Raw genomic sequence first — 14878 nt, 5'->3', positions numbered from 1 at the left:
ACCGCAGCCGAGGAGAATCGTGTCCAGACGAATCGTGTCCAGACGCTTTCCCACGCTCATCGCCACGGTGCTCGCGGCGCTCGTCGCCGTGCTGCTCGGGCCGAGCACCGCATCGGCCGCCACCTGGCCGGTCATCGCACGCGGCGACAGCGGCGCGCAGGTGACGACCGTTCAGCACCTGCTCACCCAGCACGGCCGCACCACCACCGCCGACGGTCAGTTCGGCCCGGGCACCGAGACCCAGGTCAAGGCGTTCCAGAGCGCGGTCGGCCTCACCGCCGACGGCTCGGTCGGACCGCTGACCTGGCCGAAGCTGGTGGTCACCGTCCAGAGCGGCAGCTCCGGAGCCGCCGTCAAGGCGGCCCAGACCCAGCTCAACCGGTACGGATACGGTCTGGCCGTCGACGGGGCGTTCGGCCCCGGAACCACCAGCGCCGCCAAGGACTTCCAGTCCAAGCACGGTCTGACCGCCGACGGCATCGTCGGACCCAACACCTGGAACGCCCTGGTCGGCGGCTCCGGCAGCGGCGGCGGGGGCGGCACCCGCGCCCAGCTCGCCGCGTCCATTGACGCCAACTCCAGGATCTCGCTGCTGACTTACCACGTCAGCGGCATCGTGGACAACGACTCCACGGCACAGGCCAACATCACCGACACCAAGAACGGCACCACCGCCGAGACCAGCAACTACAGCGATGTCGGTGAGACGGAGGTCTGGCTCTCCACCGCCATGCTCAACGGCATGCTGAAGCTGGCCACCGAGAGGGGCTACACCTTCCTGGTGACCGAGATCGCCGGCGGCGACCACTCCAGCAACTCCAACCACTACAGGGGCATCGCGTTCGACGCGGACAACATGTCCGTCAGCAACGGCACCTTCGTCAGCGCCTGCAAGGCCTACGGAGCGACCGAGGCCCTGGACGAGGGCAACCACGTCCACTGCGCCTGGGAGTAGTCACCCACGGCCCTGCGGCCCGGCCACCGGTACGACCGGCGGCCGGGCCGCCGCCTTGCGCGCCGCCATCAGGACTGCGCTGCTGGGGCCCTTTCCGGCGTACCGGGCGAGGTGGCGTTTCACCTCCGACGCCGACGCCGACGCCTCCGACGCAGCTGCGGGATGGAGACTTACGGGGTCAGCTGCTCACGTGCGTCATGACCAGAGCTGGTCGGTTCAACGCCGCGTTCGGGCCGGCTGATCTCGGCCCACACCGCGTCGAGGGAGAGGCCGAGGGAATCGGCGATCGCCGCGATGGTCGGGAAGGCAGGGGTGGCCACGCGGCCCGACTCGATCTTCCGGAGGGTCTCCGGTGAGACACGTGCGTCGAGCGCGGTATCGAGCATCGAGCGCTCTCCCCTGGCCCGACGCAGGAGGGCGCCGAGGCGCTGTCCGCGTTCGACCTCTTCGGGAGTGTGCGGCAACCTGACCATGAACCCGATTCTAATACCGGTATAGTAATGGTCGGTATAGTTATTGGTTGCGCGAGAAGGACGCCGCATGATCGAGATCCTGAACCCCACCCTCCTGGCCCGAGCAAAAGGCACAGGCGCCCTGGTCGCTGACATCCTGCAGACGCTGAAGAGCCGTAGCACGATCGGCACGAACCTTCTGGACATCGACCGGTGGGCCAAGGCCATGATCGTCGAAGCGGGAGCGCAGTCCTGCTACGTCGACTACGCGCCATCCTTCGGACGCGGCCCGTTCGGCCACTACATCTGCACGGCCGTCAACGACGCCGTGCTCCACGGACGGCCGTACGACTACACGCTCGCCGACGGCGATCTGCTGACACTCGACCTCGCCGTCTCCACAGGCGGAGTCGCAGCGGACGCTGCCATCAGCTTCATCGTGGGCGACACAAGGCCCCCGGAGAGCGTCGCGCTGATCAGCGCAACCGAACGCGCGCTGGCCGCAGGGATCGCCGCTGCCGGGCCCGGGGCTCGCATCGGCGACATCTCCCATGCCATCGGCACGGTCCTCAGCGAGGCGGGGTACTCGATCAACACCGAGTTCGGAGGTCATGGCATCGGATCAACGATGCACCAGGACCCGCACGTTTCGAACACCGGACGGCCCGGCCGTGGATACAAACTGCGCCCTGGGCTGCTGCTGGCACTGGAGCCGTGGGTCATGGCGGACACCGCCAAACTCGTCACCGATGCCGACGGGTGGACGCTCCGCAGCGCGACAGGCTGCCGGACGGCACACAGCGAGCACACGATCGCCATCACCGACGACGGAGCCGAAATCCTCACCTTGCCGAAGTAAGCGGCTCGGTGAAACGGCCCGCCGCGGCAATGCGCCACTTGCGTGGGCGTCGTCGCCCCCCCTGCCATGGGCACGCCTCAGCTCGAGAAGGGAACGGCATCAGCGGCGGACGTGTGCCAGCTGGTGACGATCGGCTTGTCCACGACGAACGAGCCGACCTTCAGGGACACCGGGTTCGGGTCGCTGTCGGAAACGGAGACGATGAGACTGTCCAGCTCCTTGCCGCCGTCCTCGTTGGTGGTCTTCGGGTTCACACCGGCGTAGGCGGTGACTCCGTCACGCAGCGTGATCTCCTGGCCCGCAGACTGCTCCGCGGGCCAGGCGGCCGTTCCGTCCGAGCCGAAGGCCACGACCGGCAGCGCGGCGGGCATGACACAGGTGATGCCGGGCTTGGCCTTGGCCTTGATCAGGTAGTAGCCGCCGGCCTGGGTCTCAGAACTCACGCTCCAGGAGATGTCGTTGGTACCGCAGCTCTGCCCGTAGCCGCTCTTGTCCCCGGCCGTGTCGTCGCCATCCGCACCAGACTTGCTCGTAGCGTCGGAACCGCTGCTTCCGCCGCTCTTGTCCCCACCCTCGCCGCCGCTGGTCCCCGTCGAGCTTCCCTCGCCGGACGCCGCCGAGGAGTTCGAGTCGGCGGCCGCGCCGGGCTTCGCGTCAGCCGACTCCGACGGAGTGTCACCGCCTCCGCATGCTGTCATCAGCAGGCCCGCGCCGAGCACGGCAGTGACGGCAAAGGCGGTACGCAGACGACGGTTCATTACGGGTTTCCCTTCCAGGGTGACAGGTGCGGGGCGCCAGTTGCTCGGTACCGCGCGTTTACGATCATCAAGACGGCCACTCCTGACTGCTGGTTCATGCCGTCTCATGTCCAGGACGCTGCCGTCACGCGCCTGTGACACAGCTACGGCGGCTGCACACTTCTCGAAACTCCCGCCCCTCCGTGAGCGGCTGAGCGGGTGCCGGCGCCTGATCGATTCGTATGACAACTGCATGCAGCTCGCCGGCAACGTGTTGTCCATGTCGGGGGTTGCCGGACAGATATGACGCCCAATCAACTCCCTTCGCCCTCTGGTGGACACGCGTAGACCTCAGGCACCATCTCCCTGCACCCCCCACGCAGCAGCCCCACAAGAAGCACGGCCCGACCGCAGGAAAGGTCCCGCCATGAAGATCCGTTCCGCCCTCACGGCCCTCGCGCTGACCGTCGCCCCCGGGTTCGCCGTCCTGGCCGGCGCCGGGGACGCCCTCGCCGCCCAGGACAGCGCCCAGGTCGCCGCTGTCACCAAGATCTCCCACTCGACCGCCACCTCGATGTTCAGCTCGGTCGGCATCACCTGGTCGTCGTCCGGCGGCTGCTCCAACCGCAACAACCCGACGTGCACGTCCTTCGAGCAGCTCAACCTCGCCACCGCTCAGGGTGCCCAGACCCTCAAGCGGTCCTCCGGCTGCGGGCTGAACATCACCGGCGGCACCGAGACCGGGCACGCCAGCGGCACCTACTCCCACTGGAACGGCTACAAGCTCGACTACGGCAAGAACACCTGCATCACCAACTACATCAAGGGCAACTTCACCTACATCGGTGTCCGTGGCGACGGCGCCCCGCAGTACCAGTCCGGCGCCGGCAACATCTACGCCGACGAGGGCAACCACTGGGACGTCCTCTACTACAACTGCGGCGGCTGCTGACCCACCGCACCCAGGGCCCGGCGGCGCGCCGCCGGGCCCTTCCGCACGTTCTGCACGGTCAACGGTGGACGTGCTCGGGCCGTCAGGCCGTTAAGCAGTAGTGGATGCCGGTGTAGAAGCCCAGGTGCTCGTTGTCCTTGCGGTCGGGATCGAACCGGTCGGGGTCCTCGAATCGCCGGGACCTTCAGCCCTCCCCCGAGGTCTCGCAAGGCGAGGGCGGTGCCGGGCGACCAGGCTTCGCGGGAGGCGAAGGGAAGCTCCTCAACAGGCGTAGCCGTCATTGTCGATCCCCAGCACGGCACCCGGAGGCCGGTCACGGACCACCCGGACTTCGCCCACCTTGAGCGAGCCGACCAAGTGGTCGCCGCCATCCCGGGGGCGGCCGGCTGAGTACCAGGTCGCGGACGTGCGTCCGCTGTTCGGCTGGGGGCCGGTCGACGACCGGGGCCCATGACCGCGCCTGGCAGGTCCAGGAGATCCTCAGGGTGGTACGGGCCCGAAGCAGGCAAGTGACGCCAGGATTCACGGCAGGCCCTGTGCACACGCGATGGCTCTCCCGAACGGCCGTCCGCCCGATTACGCCCGATTCCGGCCGAGCTTCTCGTCGTGCGCTCCATGCTGAAGACCCAGGTCATCCGACCCGGGCCTTCGGTGAGGTGGTGCGTCACCAGGTCAGGGCGTCGGCCATGGTCGACTGCCAGTACGAGACTCGGATCGAGTCGTCGACGTGCACGCCCTTCGCGGGGAGTGACGGGTTGGCGGCGGCGCTCGCGCCCTTGTCGAAGTAGACCTCGAGGGACTTGGCCGTGTAGCCGTTGGAGCCGCTGCCGTCCGCGGCCGAGAGAAGGACGCTCGCATAGCCCGACTCGCCGGGGGCCAGCGTGACCACCGCCTGCGGCTTGGAGTCCTCGAAGGCCGGCGGGACGGACTGGGCCTCGCCGAAGCGGACCGCCGGGTAGCCGATGAGGTCGCAGTTCTTCGAGCCGGTGTTGGTGACGGTGAGGAGAAGGTGGTTCAGGGGGCGGGAGACCTCCGTGGCGGTCGTCCGGGTGGAGGTGGTGGAGCAGCGGGTCAAGGTGGGCTCCGAGCCCGTGGAACCCGACGAGCCCTTGGAACCCGTTGTGCCGCCTGCACCGGCCGCGCCGCCCGTCGAGCCTTCGGAGGTCGAGCCCGCAGAGTCGGACTGTCCCGCACCGGTGGAGGTTCCCCCGCTCTCCTTGGACGAGGACGAGCTGGAGTCCGTGGGCGCCGACGTGGACGCGGAACCGGACGATGCCCCCTCGTCGACGACGCCCTCTCCGTTCTCGCACGCCGTCAACGTCAGCGCGGTGGCCGCGAGCGCGGCGGCGACGAACATGCGGGTGCGGCGGGTACGGCGGGTACGTGTGGACATGTGATCCCCCTTGTGCGGTACGGGTGTTGCATGGGCCGCTCGTCCGGGTGCCGGGAGCGGCGTGCTTGGATGGCCCAAGCTTGTGAGGTGATCCGTCCCGACCGCCACGACTGCCGCGGTATCCGGGACGCTGGAACGCTTGCGATAGCTCTGACCTGGGGGAATGACCTACCCCTGGAACGGGGATCCGGGACATGGAGAGAGAGCGGAACAGTGGCGGGAGACGAATTCTCGGAGCTGTTGGGCCGGTTGAAGGAGCGGTCCGGGCTCAGTTACGGGGTGCTGGGGAAGCGGCTGCACACGAGTGCGTCCACGCTTCACCGGTACGTCAACGGGGACGCCGTACCGACGGACTACGCGCCCGTGGAACGGTTCGCGCGGGTGTGCAAGGCAACCCCCGAGGAACTCGTGGAACTGCATCGGCGGTGGGTTCTCGCGGATGCCCGGCGGGGGAGAAGTCGGGCGGGGGCAGGGCCGCTGCGGAGGAGGAACCCCGGGCGCGGACAGCGGCGGAGGCCGGGGGCAGGGCAGCGGGGGCTGAGGCCGGGGCGGCGGAGGCCGGGTCCGGGGCAGCGGAGGCCGGGTCCGGGGCAGCGGAGGCCGGGTCCGGGGCAGCGGAGGCCGGGTCCGGGGCAGCGGAGGCCGGGTCCGGGGCAGCGGAGGCCGGGTCCGGGGCAGCGGGGACTGCGTCCGGGGCAACAGAGGCTGGGGCCGCGACCGAGACGGCGGGGGCCAGGAACGAGGCGGCGGGGGCCAGGGACGAGGCGGCGGGGGCCGGGAACGAGACCGCGGAGCCCGATGCGGTGGCCGAGTCCGGTCCCGAGGGTGAGCGGCGGCCCCGGACGGAGGCTCCCGTGGCGCGGCGCCGTACCGTCGTCCTCGCCGGAGCCGCCGTGGTCGCCGCCCTCGTGTCGGCCGCGCTCGTGGTGAATCTGGTGTCCGGCCAGGGTGATGACGAAGAGGGCGGGAAGGAGTCCATGGGGGTGGCTGCCTCCCGGTCCGTCGCCGGAAGTCCCGGCGCCTCCGAGTCGGCCGACGCGAAGGGCAGTTCCTCCTCGCCGTCCACCTCTCCGTCCGCCTCGCGCAAGGGAAGCCCCTCGGCTTCCGCCTCCGCCTCCCGGAGCGGTGGGGGCGGGGCGGCCCAGGGCGGCGGTTTCGAGGACGGGGCCACCGCGCCCACCGTCGCCGTCAACCCGTACAAGTGGGAAAACCCGTGCAGCCAGCACTACCTGGTCGACCGGCAGCCCGAGCAGGTGCCTCCGCCGCCCGGCGAGCCGGACGCGCGCGGGTGGGTCACCGCGCTGGGCGGGGTCGCCGCCGGGCAGCAGATGCTCGCGCTGACGGTGCAGGGCACCGGGAAGGCCACCGTCGTCCTGGAGGAAATGCATGTGCGGGTGGTGGAGAAGAGCGCGCCACTCGCCTGGAACGACTTCACGATGGGCGTCGGGTGTGGTGGCGGCGTGGAGACGACGTCATTCGGGGTGAACCTCGATGCCGGGCGGCCCGCGCTCTCCCCCAAGGCCGGTCAGCGCGACTTCCCGTACAAGGTGAGTGAGTCCGATCCCGAGGTCTTCTACGTCTTCGCGGACGCGCGGACGCACAACGTGAGCTGGTACCTGGAGCTGGACTGGTCCAGCGGTGACCGGCAGGGCACCCTACGCATCGACGACAACGGCAAGCCCTTCCGGACGAGCGGGAACGTGGGACGGCCCGCGTACAACTATCCGCTCGGCTCCTCCGAGTGGGGGCGGGATGAGTACGACCCCGACATTCCCGGCTGAGCGCCCCCCTCGTCGTCGGCAACGTCCCCGCGTACGTCGTCAGCGCACCGCGACGACGACGTAGCTGTCGCCGTACTGCCACACCGCACCGGCCCGTCCGAACCCCGCCTGCCGCAGCAGGTGGACGTGGTCGGACAGGGACAGACAGGCAGGGCTGTCGGTGCGGGTGGCCGGCTCCCGGTTGCGGCGTTCGCTGAGGAGGCCGGACAGTTCGGGGTCCTCGCCGACCGCCGCCCACCAGGAGACCCAGTCCTCGTGGGCGAGGGACTGCTGGCGCTCGGCCCGGCGGCGTCCGACGCATGCCGTCACCTCGGCGAGCGCGGCGTCGTCCTGCGGGAGGTGGTCGCCGTTGACGAGGACACCGCCGGGCCGCAACAGCATCGCGAGCTGCTGGTAGACGCGGCTCAGGGCGTCCGGGTTCAGGTAGTGCAGGGCGGCCGTCGAGACGGCCACGTCCAGGGGTCGGTCGAGGGCCAGGGCCTGGGTCCAGCCGTCCTCACCGATCACCGTGTCCACGTAGCGGGCCGCGTCGGCGTGGTGGGTGCGGGCCAGCTCCAGCAGCAGGGGGTCCCGGTCCACGGCCACGATGTCCGCGCGGGGCAGCCTGCGGGCCAGCCGGGCCGACAGCGAGCCGGGGCCGCAGCCGAGGTCGGCGACCAGAGGCCGGCCCGTGCGGCCCGCGGTGCTGTGCTCGACGATGTCGGCGATCACTGTGAAACGGTTCTCGCGGTCGACGGCGTACCGCTGCTGCTGGAGTTCCCAGCGCTCCACCCACTTCTCGGCCGTCGCCAGGCTCAGCCCCATCCGGTCGTGCCACCTTGCCGTTCCGTGTCTGTGCTGCTTCGTCAGCAGTCGTGCGTCTGTCGCACTTCTCCGGGGCAGCCTATAGATGGAAACGGTTTCCATTACGTATTTTTGATGTTGTGTCATCCGAGGGTGGCGAGCACGGCCAGCAGCCGGTCGATCTCCTCGGCGGTGTTGTAGACGTGCAGGCTCACGCGTACCGACTCGCTCTTCTCGCCCGCGTCGCCCTGGCAGTGGTGGTCCGAACGGACCATGAAGCCGTGGCTGAAGAGGATGAACCCCAGGTCGCCGGAGCCGATGTCGCGGTGCCGGAACGTGACGATGCCCTGGCGTTGCTGGGCCGGTGAGCCGGCTGCCAGGCTGCTCTGGCAGCCGAGGATCTCGTAGGCGTCCAGATGGCGCAGGCCCTCGGTGAAGCGGGACGCCAGGGCCGTCGTCCAGCGTTCGATCCGGTCCGTACCGGCGGCCTCCAGCCAGGCCAACGCGGCGGTCAGGGAGACGATGCCGACGGTGTTGGGGGTGCCCGACCAGCCGCCGGGGGTGAACGCGGGACCGCGTGCCTGGCGGGCCCAGACGGCTCCCGAGCCGGGCAGGGCCAGGGCCTTGTGCCCGGAGAAGACGACGAAGTCGACGTCCAGGTCGGTCATCGACACCGGCAGGTGGCCGACGCTCTGGGCGGCGTCCAGGCAGATGACCGCCTCCGGGCCCACCGCCTGCCGGATGCGGTGGACGTTCATGTTCCCGCCGTAGACGTGGTGGACGTGGGTGGCGGCGACGAACCGGGTGCGCGGCCCGACGAGGTCGGCGAGGACGGTGTGGTCGTAGTCGCCGGACGCCCGCTGGTAGGGCATGGGGACGACGCGGACGTCCACGCCCTGACGGGCGAGCTCCCGCCGGGTCTCCAGCCAGGGGGCGATGTTGGCCTGATGGTCGGCCATGGGGACGACGATCTCGTCGCCGTCGGTGAGGAGCCCGGGGAGCCAGTCGCGGGCGATGGTGCGCAGTCCCTCGGTGGTGCCGCTGGTGAAGTGCACGGCCGACCGCTCCGGGTCCGGGTCTCCCAGAAACCGGCGGACCCGGTCGCGGGTCTGCTCGACCAGGGCGGTGGTGCGGTTGGCCCAGGGATAGGTACCGCGCCCGGCGTTGGCGTTGCTCGTGGTGAGGTAGGTCCGTACGGCGTCGAGGACGGCCTGCGGTTTCTGGGCGGTGGCCGCGCTGTCCAGGTAGGCCAGGTCCGGGTGCCCGGTGATGATGGGGAACTGGGCGCGCAGGGCGTGCTGCCACTCCCTCAGCTCGTCCATGGCCAACCCGTCCATGGCCAACTCGTCCATGGCCAACTCGTCAATAGCGGCGCGGTCTTCGCCAGCGGTGGACACGGCGCTCAGTCCCGGACGAGGGGTGCGCCCGCGTCACGCCAGGCGATGATGCCGCCGGCCAGGCTGCGGACGTCCGGGTGACCCATCCTGGTCAGCAGCGCGGCGTAGCGGGCGGATTTCTCGCCGACCGGGCAGGCCAGCAGCACCGGACGGTTGTGGCTGAAGGGCAGACCGCCGTGGAGGAGTTCCTCGAACAGCTCGTCGACGATGTTGACCGAGCCGTCGATGTGCAGGGCGGCGAAGGCGAAGGGGCTGCGCAGGTCGACCACGAGGGGCCGGCCCGTGGCGATCCACGCCTGGGCGTCGGTGACACCGATGGCGGGCGCCGTCTGGATGTCGGCGTCGGTGAGGTCGGCCGGGGTGTTCCGGCGGCGGGGGCGGCCGAACAGGTCGGGGCGTCGCTGTCGTACGTAGCTCAGATAGCTCTCGACCCGGTCGCAGACGACGAAGACGGCGGTCTGCCGCTGTGACGACTCGCCGTCCATGGCTTTCAGTTGGCGTACGGCCCCGAAGTAGGCGGCGCCTCCGGTGGGTCCCGCGAGGATGCCGCACCGGCGGTTCAGGGTCAGCATCCCTTCGATCGCGTCATCGGAACCGACCGCCTCGATCGTGTCGTACGTACTGGGGTCGAACAGGCCCACCTCGTGTGCCTCGTCGATGGTGCGGATGCCGGGGATGAAGTCGGACTTGGCCGCGACCAGCCCGAGGACGCGTACGGCGGGATCGTGTTCGCGCAGCGCGCGGGCGACGCCCGTGGAGGAACCGGCGGTGCCCACGCAGGCGATGAACCAGTCCGGGGCCCGGCCGTCCAGGTCCTTGAGGATCTCCGGGCCGGTTCCGGTGAGATGGGCCTCGGTGTTGCGCGGGTTGAAGTACTGGTCGGTGTGCAGATAGGCGGCGTCCTGCTCGGACAGCGTCCGGTGGAAGAGGGTCAGCGGGTCGTCGGTGGCGGTCGGGTCGAGGCACTCGCTCTGGCCCGGCAGCTCCTCGATCTCGGCGCCGAGCAGCAGGAGCAGGTCCTTGATCTCCGGTACGCGCATCCGGTTGGTGACGCTCTTGAAGGTCAGGCCGTGCATCCCGGCGAGGACGGCCAGGGCCTTGGCGGTGTTGCCGCTGGAGAGCTCGACGACCTGGCTTCCGTGCGCGGCCGCGTCGGCGAGGAGCGGGCGCGCCATGTTCCAGGCCGCCCGGTCCTTGACCGACCCGAAGGGGTTGAGCAGCTCCAGCTTCGCGTACAGGTCCGTGTGTGCGAGTCCGTGCACGGCGGGGTCGATACGCACCAGGGGGGTGTTGCCGATGGCCTCGGTGATGCTGTCGTACCTCACTGTTGTCCCCCCATGGATACGGTCGGCCAGTACTGGTCGTCCAGGCACCAGCGCCACGCGCCGCCCTCCTGCCAGGCGGCGATCTTGCGTGCGACGGGCTGCCCCTGGGCCCGGGTGGCGTGGAAGTCCATGCAGTAGCCGGCCGTGTTGGCGAAGACCAGCAGGTCGCCCGGCTCGGGACGACGCGGCAGGAAGACCGTCCGGCGCGTGATCAGATCGGTCTCCAGGCAGAGGCTGCCGAAGAGGTGCACGGCCACCGGTCCGGCGGCGGGGCGGTCCGGGTGCCGGGGGACGACAACGGGGTCCATCAGCACCCCGTGTTCCTCCAGGGCCACGTCGTCGGCCTTCGCCGCGAGGCGCACGAGGAGTTCGCCGCCGTTCTTCTGCGGACGGACCTCCATCACCTTCGCCAGGGTCAGTCCGCACTGGTCCAGCAGGGCGCGTCCGGGTTCGACGTGCAGGTCGTACAGGTGCTCCAGCAGCAGTGCGGCCAAGGGACGGCCGCCGAAGAAGGTGGCCGGGTGCGCGAGGAGTTCGTCCAGGTAGCGCGGGCCGGCCACGGGACGGTGGGCGGGGTAGAGACCGAGCGTCCCGCGCAGGGTGCCGGCCTCGTTGCGCAGCCCGTAGCCGTGGCCGCCCCAGGTCAGGGGTGGGCCAGTGCCGAGGACCGCGTCGGTGAGCGCGGTCGTGTACCGCTCCCACTGCTCGCCGTCGGCAAGGTAGTCGACGCCGAATCCGCCGCCGATGTCCACGGCGGACGGCCGCAGCCCTCGGCTCCGGCACTCCTCCAGCACCCGCAGACAGCCCTCCAGCGCTGTCGCCTTCTCGGTGAGGCTCGTCGTGTCCAGGTGATACGCCACGCCGGTCAGGTCGACCGCGTCACCGTGCCGCTCGACCGCCTCCAGCAGCGCCTCCACCTCCCCTGCCGGCGTACCGAAACGGCTGGGCCGGCTCAGCACCCGCACCCCGGACGCCTCGAAACCCGACAGCCGCAGCAGGACACGGACCCGGGGAAGCGTGAACTTCCGTACGTTCATGGCCAGTTGTTCCAGCTCGCCGACGCCATCGACGACGACGGTGACCGATGTTCGTGCGGCCAGCCACAGGAACTCCGGGTCCTTCGGCCCGGTGGCCGTGATGCGGTCCGGGGTGAGCCCGGCGCCGAGGGCGTGCTGCAACTCGCCGAGCGAGGCGACATCCACGCCGGCGTCGGTGGCGGCCAGCCGCCGCAGCAGGGCGCTGGACCGGTTGGCCTTGTGGGCGAAGAACACCTGGCCGGACAGATGGTGCCTGCCGAACACCGACCGGAACCGCTCCACGTTCGCGGCGAGTTGATCGGGCACGACCACGTTCAGCGGAGACCCCAAGGCGTCGGTGAGGTTGTGCAGCAGCCCGGGGGACTCCAGGAGCGAGCGCAGCTCCTCCCCCAGCCGCGGTGCGAGATACAAGGGTTGCCCGCCCATACCCGGCCCTCCCCCAGCGCGTCCGGCCCGGCATTCCGGGCACAGCCTCCCACTCCCCACGGTTCGCCGTATAGCACCCTTCCCGCCGATGCCCGGTTTACCCCCCGCCCGCATCTCCCGAGGAGAAGGCGGGCGACGGTTCTGGACACTGTCCAGCGGGTTGACGCGCTGACGCTTGGTGTCCTGCCGCGCGGCGCTCGTGCGTCGGGACATGGTGAAGTCGGTCTCTCTTTCATCGGGAGCCGGTGGAAGGTGTGCGTTCAGGTCACTGGGTCGAGCAAGTCGTCGAATGTGTACGGAAGTTGTTTCCAGCGGCATTGAGGCCGCGGTGGCCCGCATCCGTGCCCGGGGAGGAAAGGTCTGATGGCGAAGAAGAGCAAGATCGCGAAAAATGGGCAGCGACGCCTCATCGTGGCCCGCCATGCCGCACGCCGCGCCGAGCTGAAGGCGATCACCATGCCTCCCCGGTCGTCCGACGACGAACGCGACGCCGCCCAGTGGGAACTGCACCGCCAGCCCCGTGACGCCAGCGCCACCCGTCTGCGCGAGCGCGACTCCATGGACTGCCGCCCCTGCGGCCACCTGTGTGCCTTCGGCCTGTCTCGCATCCACGTACGCGAGATGGCCAGCGCAGGCGAGCTCCACGGCGTGACCAAGAGCAGTTGGTGACCACGCCCGATCCGCTCACTCACCCGCCGAGGCCGCATCGCAACCGCGGAGACGCCTTCCCCGAGCCACCCGCGAGTTCGGGGCGGCTGCGACTTCCTGCTGTCGCTCGTCGTCGAGGCGCTTTGGTTGTGAGGAGGTCAGCGACGAGTTCATTGCGGCGCAGGGCGTCCCGCAGCGTGCATACGGCGTCCACGATCGCGTCGGAGACGTCCACGGCAGGGACGGTCTCGAACACGGCGTGCTGCAACGCGGCCAGTTCGACGGTGGCGCGTGTCGGTAAGTTCGAGGGGTTGCGGACTGCTGGCGGTGGGCAGCGCACGGGTGCGTTCTGGTGCGCATGGATGAGTGTCCGGGCTGTGGCAGGAGCAGGCCGTGGAAGAGAACAGAGGTTTCTCTCTCGAATAGGTGACCTTTGCCAGTGGTGGTCGTTGGGCGGGGCGAGGGGTTCTTCGGCTGACGTCGGCACGGGAGGTGAGGGGATGGGTGGGCTGCGGGAGTTGGCGGCGCCGTTCGTGGTGCCCGGCCCCTCCGGGCTTGCGGTCCGCGACCGGCTCAAGCACCTGACGGCCGAGGACGAGAAGGTACTGCGCCTGGTCGGCGACCATCTGGGCACGCTCGCCTCCCGGGATCTGAAGGCACGGTGCGCGGCCGGGCTGGACCACGACACCGACCAATGGGCCGAACGCAAGCACATCCTCACGGGGGAGTCTTCTTCTCGCTGGGCCGGGTCGATCACGAAGGCGACCCATGACCAGTGGGCATTGGCCCGGCGCGGTCAGCTCGCGCACATTCAGGGCCTCGAAGCCGGGGTCAGGACCATCGCGCACCGCCTGTCCCTGCCCATGGGGGAGAGGGGCGGCAAGAAGGTTCCGGGTGGCTACCGCACCCGGCAGGAGTGGTTCGCCAAGACCCGTCGCCTGCACGTACTCGCTGACCGGCTGGAAGCGGTGCGGGCCGATCGTGAGGCCGGCGTCGTGCATGTGTTGCGGGGTGGGAAGCAGTTGCTGAACGCTCGCCATCACCTGGACGCCGCGCGGCTGACCGAGGAGCAGTGGCGCACGCGGTGGCAGGCCGGGCGCCGGTTCCTCGCCGCCGACGGGGAGTCCGGGAAGCGGTTCGGTAACGAGACGATCCGCGTCACCCCCGACGGCGAGGTCTCTCTCAGGCTCCCGGCACCTTTGGCGTATCTGGCGAACGCGCCGCAGGGCCGGTACGTGCTTGCCGCGCGGGTGGTGTTCGCGCACCGGGGTGAGCAGTGGCGTGACCGTGTCACCGCGAACCGAGCCGTTGCCTACCGCATTCACGAAGATGTGCTGCGCGGGCGCTGGTACCTGACCGCGTCGTGGACGATCCCCCCGGTGAAGGCCGTGCCCCTGGCTGCGGCCCGCACGGGCGGGCTGGTCGGTGTCGATACCAACGCCGACCACTTGGCCGCCTGGCATCTCGACGCACACGGCAACCCTGTCGGTGAGCCCCTCCGGTTCGGCTATGACCTATCCGGTACCGCGGCCCACCGCGACGCGCAGGTCCGCCACGCCCTGATCCGCCTGCTGCACTGGGCCAAACGCCACAGCCTCGCGATCGCGATTGAGGACCTCGACTTCAGCGCGGAGAAGACCCGCGAGAAGCACGGCCGCCGGAAGAAGTTCCGCAGGCTGATCTCCGGCATGCCCGTCAGCAGACTCCGGGCCCGGCTCGTGTCGATGGCGGCCGAACTGGGCATCACCATCGTCGCCGTCGACCCGGCCTACACCAGCAAGTGGGGCGCCCAGCACTGGCACAAGCCCCTCACCACCAAGAACCGCACCACCACTCGCCACGACGCTGCCGCCGTGGCGATCGGCAGGCGCGCCCTGGGACACCCGATCCGGCGACGGACGGCACCGCCCCCACACGACCGGAGTGATTGTGTGGGGCATCGGACCGTCCAGGCCCGACCGGGCACCCCGGGGCGTGAGGGATCCCGCCCCCGCATTCCCGGACCACGGACACGATCCGTGCGCGCCGGACGCGGAGCGAACGCGGGAGACCAGGACACCCAACACCGTTCGGGGCGTCCGGCTGAGCATGAGTTCTGGCACCAGGACTCACTCCCGCTCAGTCTTTAGGAAC

Annotated in this window: 12 protein-coding genes and 2 pseudogenes; 6 read left to right on the top strand and 8 right to left on the bottom strand. The window is 70.0% G+C overall.

Annotated features, from left to right (window positions below; translation table 11 throughout):
- The first annotated feature begins 19 nt into the window (after positions 1-19).
- Positions 20-955, top strand: a complete 936-nt coding sequence (locus tag E0500_RS43690) for a peptidoglycan-binding protein (protein ID WP_309505013.1) — start codon at positions 20-22, stop codon at positions 953-955.
- Positions 956-1125: 170 nt separating this feature from the next.
- On the opposite strand, the gene E0500_RS10230 is transcribed toward E0500_RS43690, so the two are convergent.
- Complete coding sequence (locus tag E0500_RS10230; RefSeq protein ID WP_131564936.1) at positions 1126-1428, bottom strand: helix-turn-helix domain-containing protein; 303 nt, start codon at positions 1426-1428, stop codon at positions 1126-1128.
- Between the two features lie 67 nt (positions 1429-1495).
- Between E0500_RS10230 and map the strand changes: the two genes are divergently transcribed.
- A complete protein-coding gene (gene map / locus E0500_RS10225) occupies positions 1496-2266 on the top strand; it encodes a type I methionyl aminopeptidase (RefSeq protein WP_131564934.1) in 771 nt (256 codons plus the stop codon).
- A 77-nt stretch (positions 2267-2343) separates the two neighbouring features.
- Here the strand turns inward: map and E0500_RS10220 are convergent, their stop codons facing one another.
- Positions 2344-3024 carry a DUF4232 domain-containing protein gene (locus E0500_RS10220; RefSeq protein WP_131564932.1) on the bottom strand — a complete coding sequence of 227 codons (681 nt, stop codon included), beginning with the start codon at positions 3022-3024 and terminating at the stop codon, positions 2344-2346.
- A 406-nt stretch (positions 3025-3430) separates the two neighbouring features.
- On the opposite strand from E0500_RS10220, the gene E0500_RS10215 reads away from it, so the two are divergent.
- Complete coding sequence (locus tag E0500_RS10215) at positions 3431-3955, top strand: hypothetical protein (protein ID WP_131564929.1); 525 nt, start codon at positions 3431-3433, stop codon at positions 3953-3955.
- A gap of 664 nt (positions 3956-4619) precedes the next feature.
- Here E0500_RS10215 and E0500_RS10210 read toward each other — a convergent pair.
- Positions 4620-5348, bottom strand: coding sequence for a DUF4232 domain-containing protein (locus E0500_RS10210; protein WP_165935044.1), 729 nt, complete (start codon positions 5346-5348; stop codon positions 4620-4622).
- A 213-nt stretch (positions 5349-5561) separates the two neighbouring features.
- Between E0500_RS10210 and E0500_RS10205 the strand changes: the two are divergent.
- Positions 5562-7129, top strand: a pseudogene (locus E0500_RS10205) (helix-turn-helix domain-containing protein).
- Between the two features lie 39 nt (positions 7130-7168).
- On the opposite strand, the gene E0500_RS10200 reads toward E0500_RS10205, so the two are convergent.
- From E0500_RS10200 to E0500_RS10185, 4 genes are all read right to left on the bottom strand, one after another.
- Positions 7169-7933 (bottom strand): trans-aconitate 2-methyltransferase, encoded by a 765-nt coding sequence (locus E0500_RS10200; RefSeq protein WP_131569757.1) that lies wholly within the window; start codon positions 7931-7933, stop codon positions 7169-7171.
- Between the two features lie 122 nt (positions 7934-8055).
- Positions 8056-9264, bottom strand: coding sequence for an aminotransferase class V-fold PLP-dependent enzyme (locus E0500_RS10195; protein ID WP_399120181.1), 1209 nt, complete (start codon positions 9262-9264; stop codon positions 8056-8058).
- 50 nt (positions 9265-9314) lie between these two features.
- The gene (locus E0500_RS10190; RefSeq protein ID WP_131569755.1) at positions 9315-10634 is read right to left on the bottom strand and encodes a pyridoxal-phosphate dependent enzyme; all 1320 of its coding nucleotides are present in this window, start codon (positions 10632-10634) and stop codon (positions 9315-9317) included.
- A complete protein-coding gene (locus tag E0500_RS10185; protein WP_131569753.1) occupies positions 10631-12097 on the bottom strand; it encodes a Y4yA family PLP-dependent enzyme in 1467 nt (488 codons plus the stop codon). Before E0500_RS10185 ends, E0500_RS10190 begins: the two co-directional genes overlap by 4 nt.
- 363 nt (positions 12098-12460) lie before the next feature.
- Here E0500_RS10185 and rpsN point away from each other — a divergent pair, with 363 nt between their 5' ends.
- Positions 12461-12766: a 30S ribosomal protein S14 gene (rpsN, locus tag E0500_RS10180; protein ID WP_131569751.1), complete on the top strand. Its 306-nt coding sequence runs from the start codon at positions 12461-12463 to the stop codon at positions 12764-12766.
- Positions 12767-12905: 139 nt separating this feature from the next.
- On the opposite strand, the pseudogene E0500_RS43680 reads toward rpsN, so the two are convergent.
- A pseudogene (locus E0500_RS43680) lies at positions 12906-13043 on the bottom strand (ATPase); the annotation flags it as partial.
- Between the two features lie 202 nt (positions 13044-13245).
- On the opposite strand from E0500_RS43680, the gene E0500_RS10175 reads away from it, so the two are divergent.
- Positions 13246-14874, top strand: a complete 1629-nt coding sequence (locus tag E0500_RS10175; protein WP_181586937.1) for a transposase — start codon at positions 13246-13248, stop codon at positions 14872-14874.
- Positions 14875-14878: the final 4 nt, after the last annotated feature.

The sequence above is a fragment of the Streptomyces sp. KM273126 genome, from assembly GCF_004337435.2.
Classification (GTDB): Bacteria; Actinomycetota; Actinomycetes; order Streptomycetales; family Streptomycetaceae; genus Streptomyces; species Streptomyces acidicola.
The sequence above is the reverse complement of the archived record's forward strand: the minus strand, read 5'-3'. Positions and strand labels throughout refer to the sequence as shown.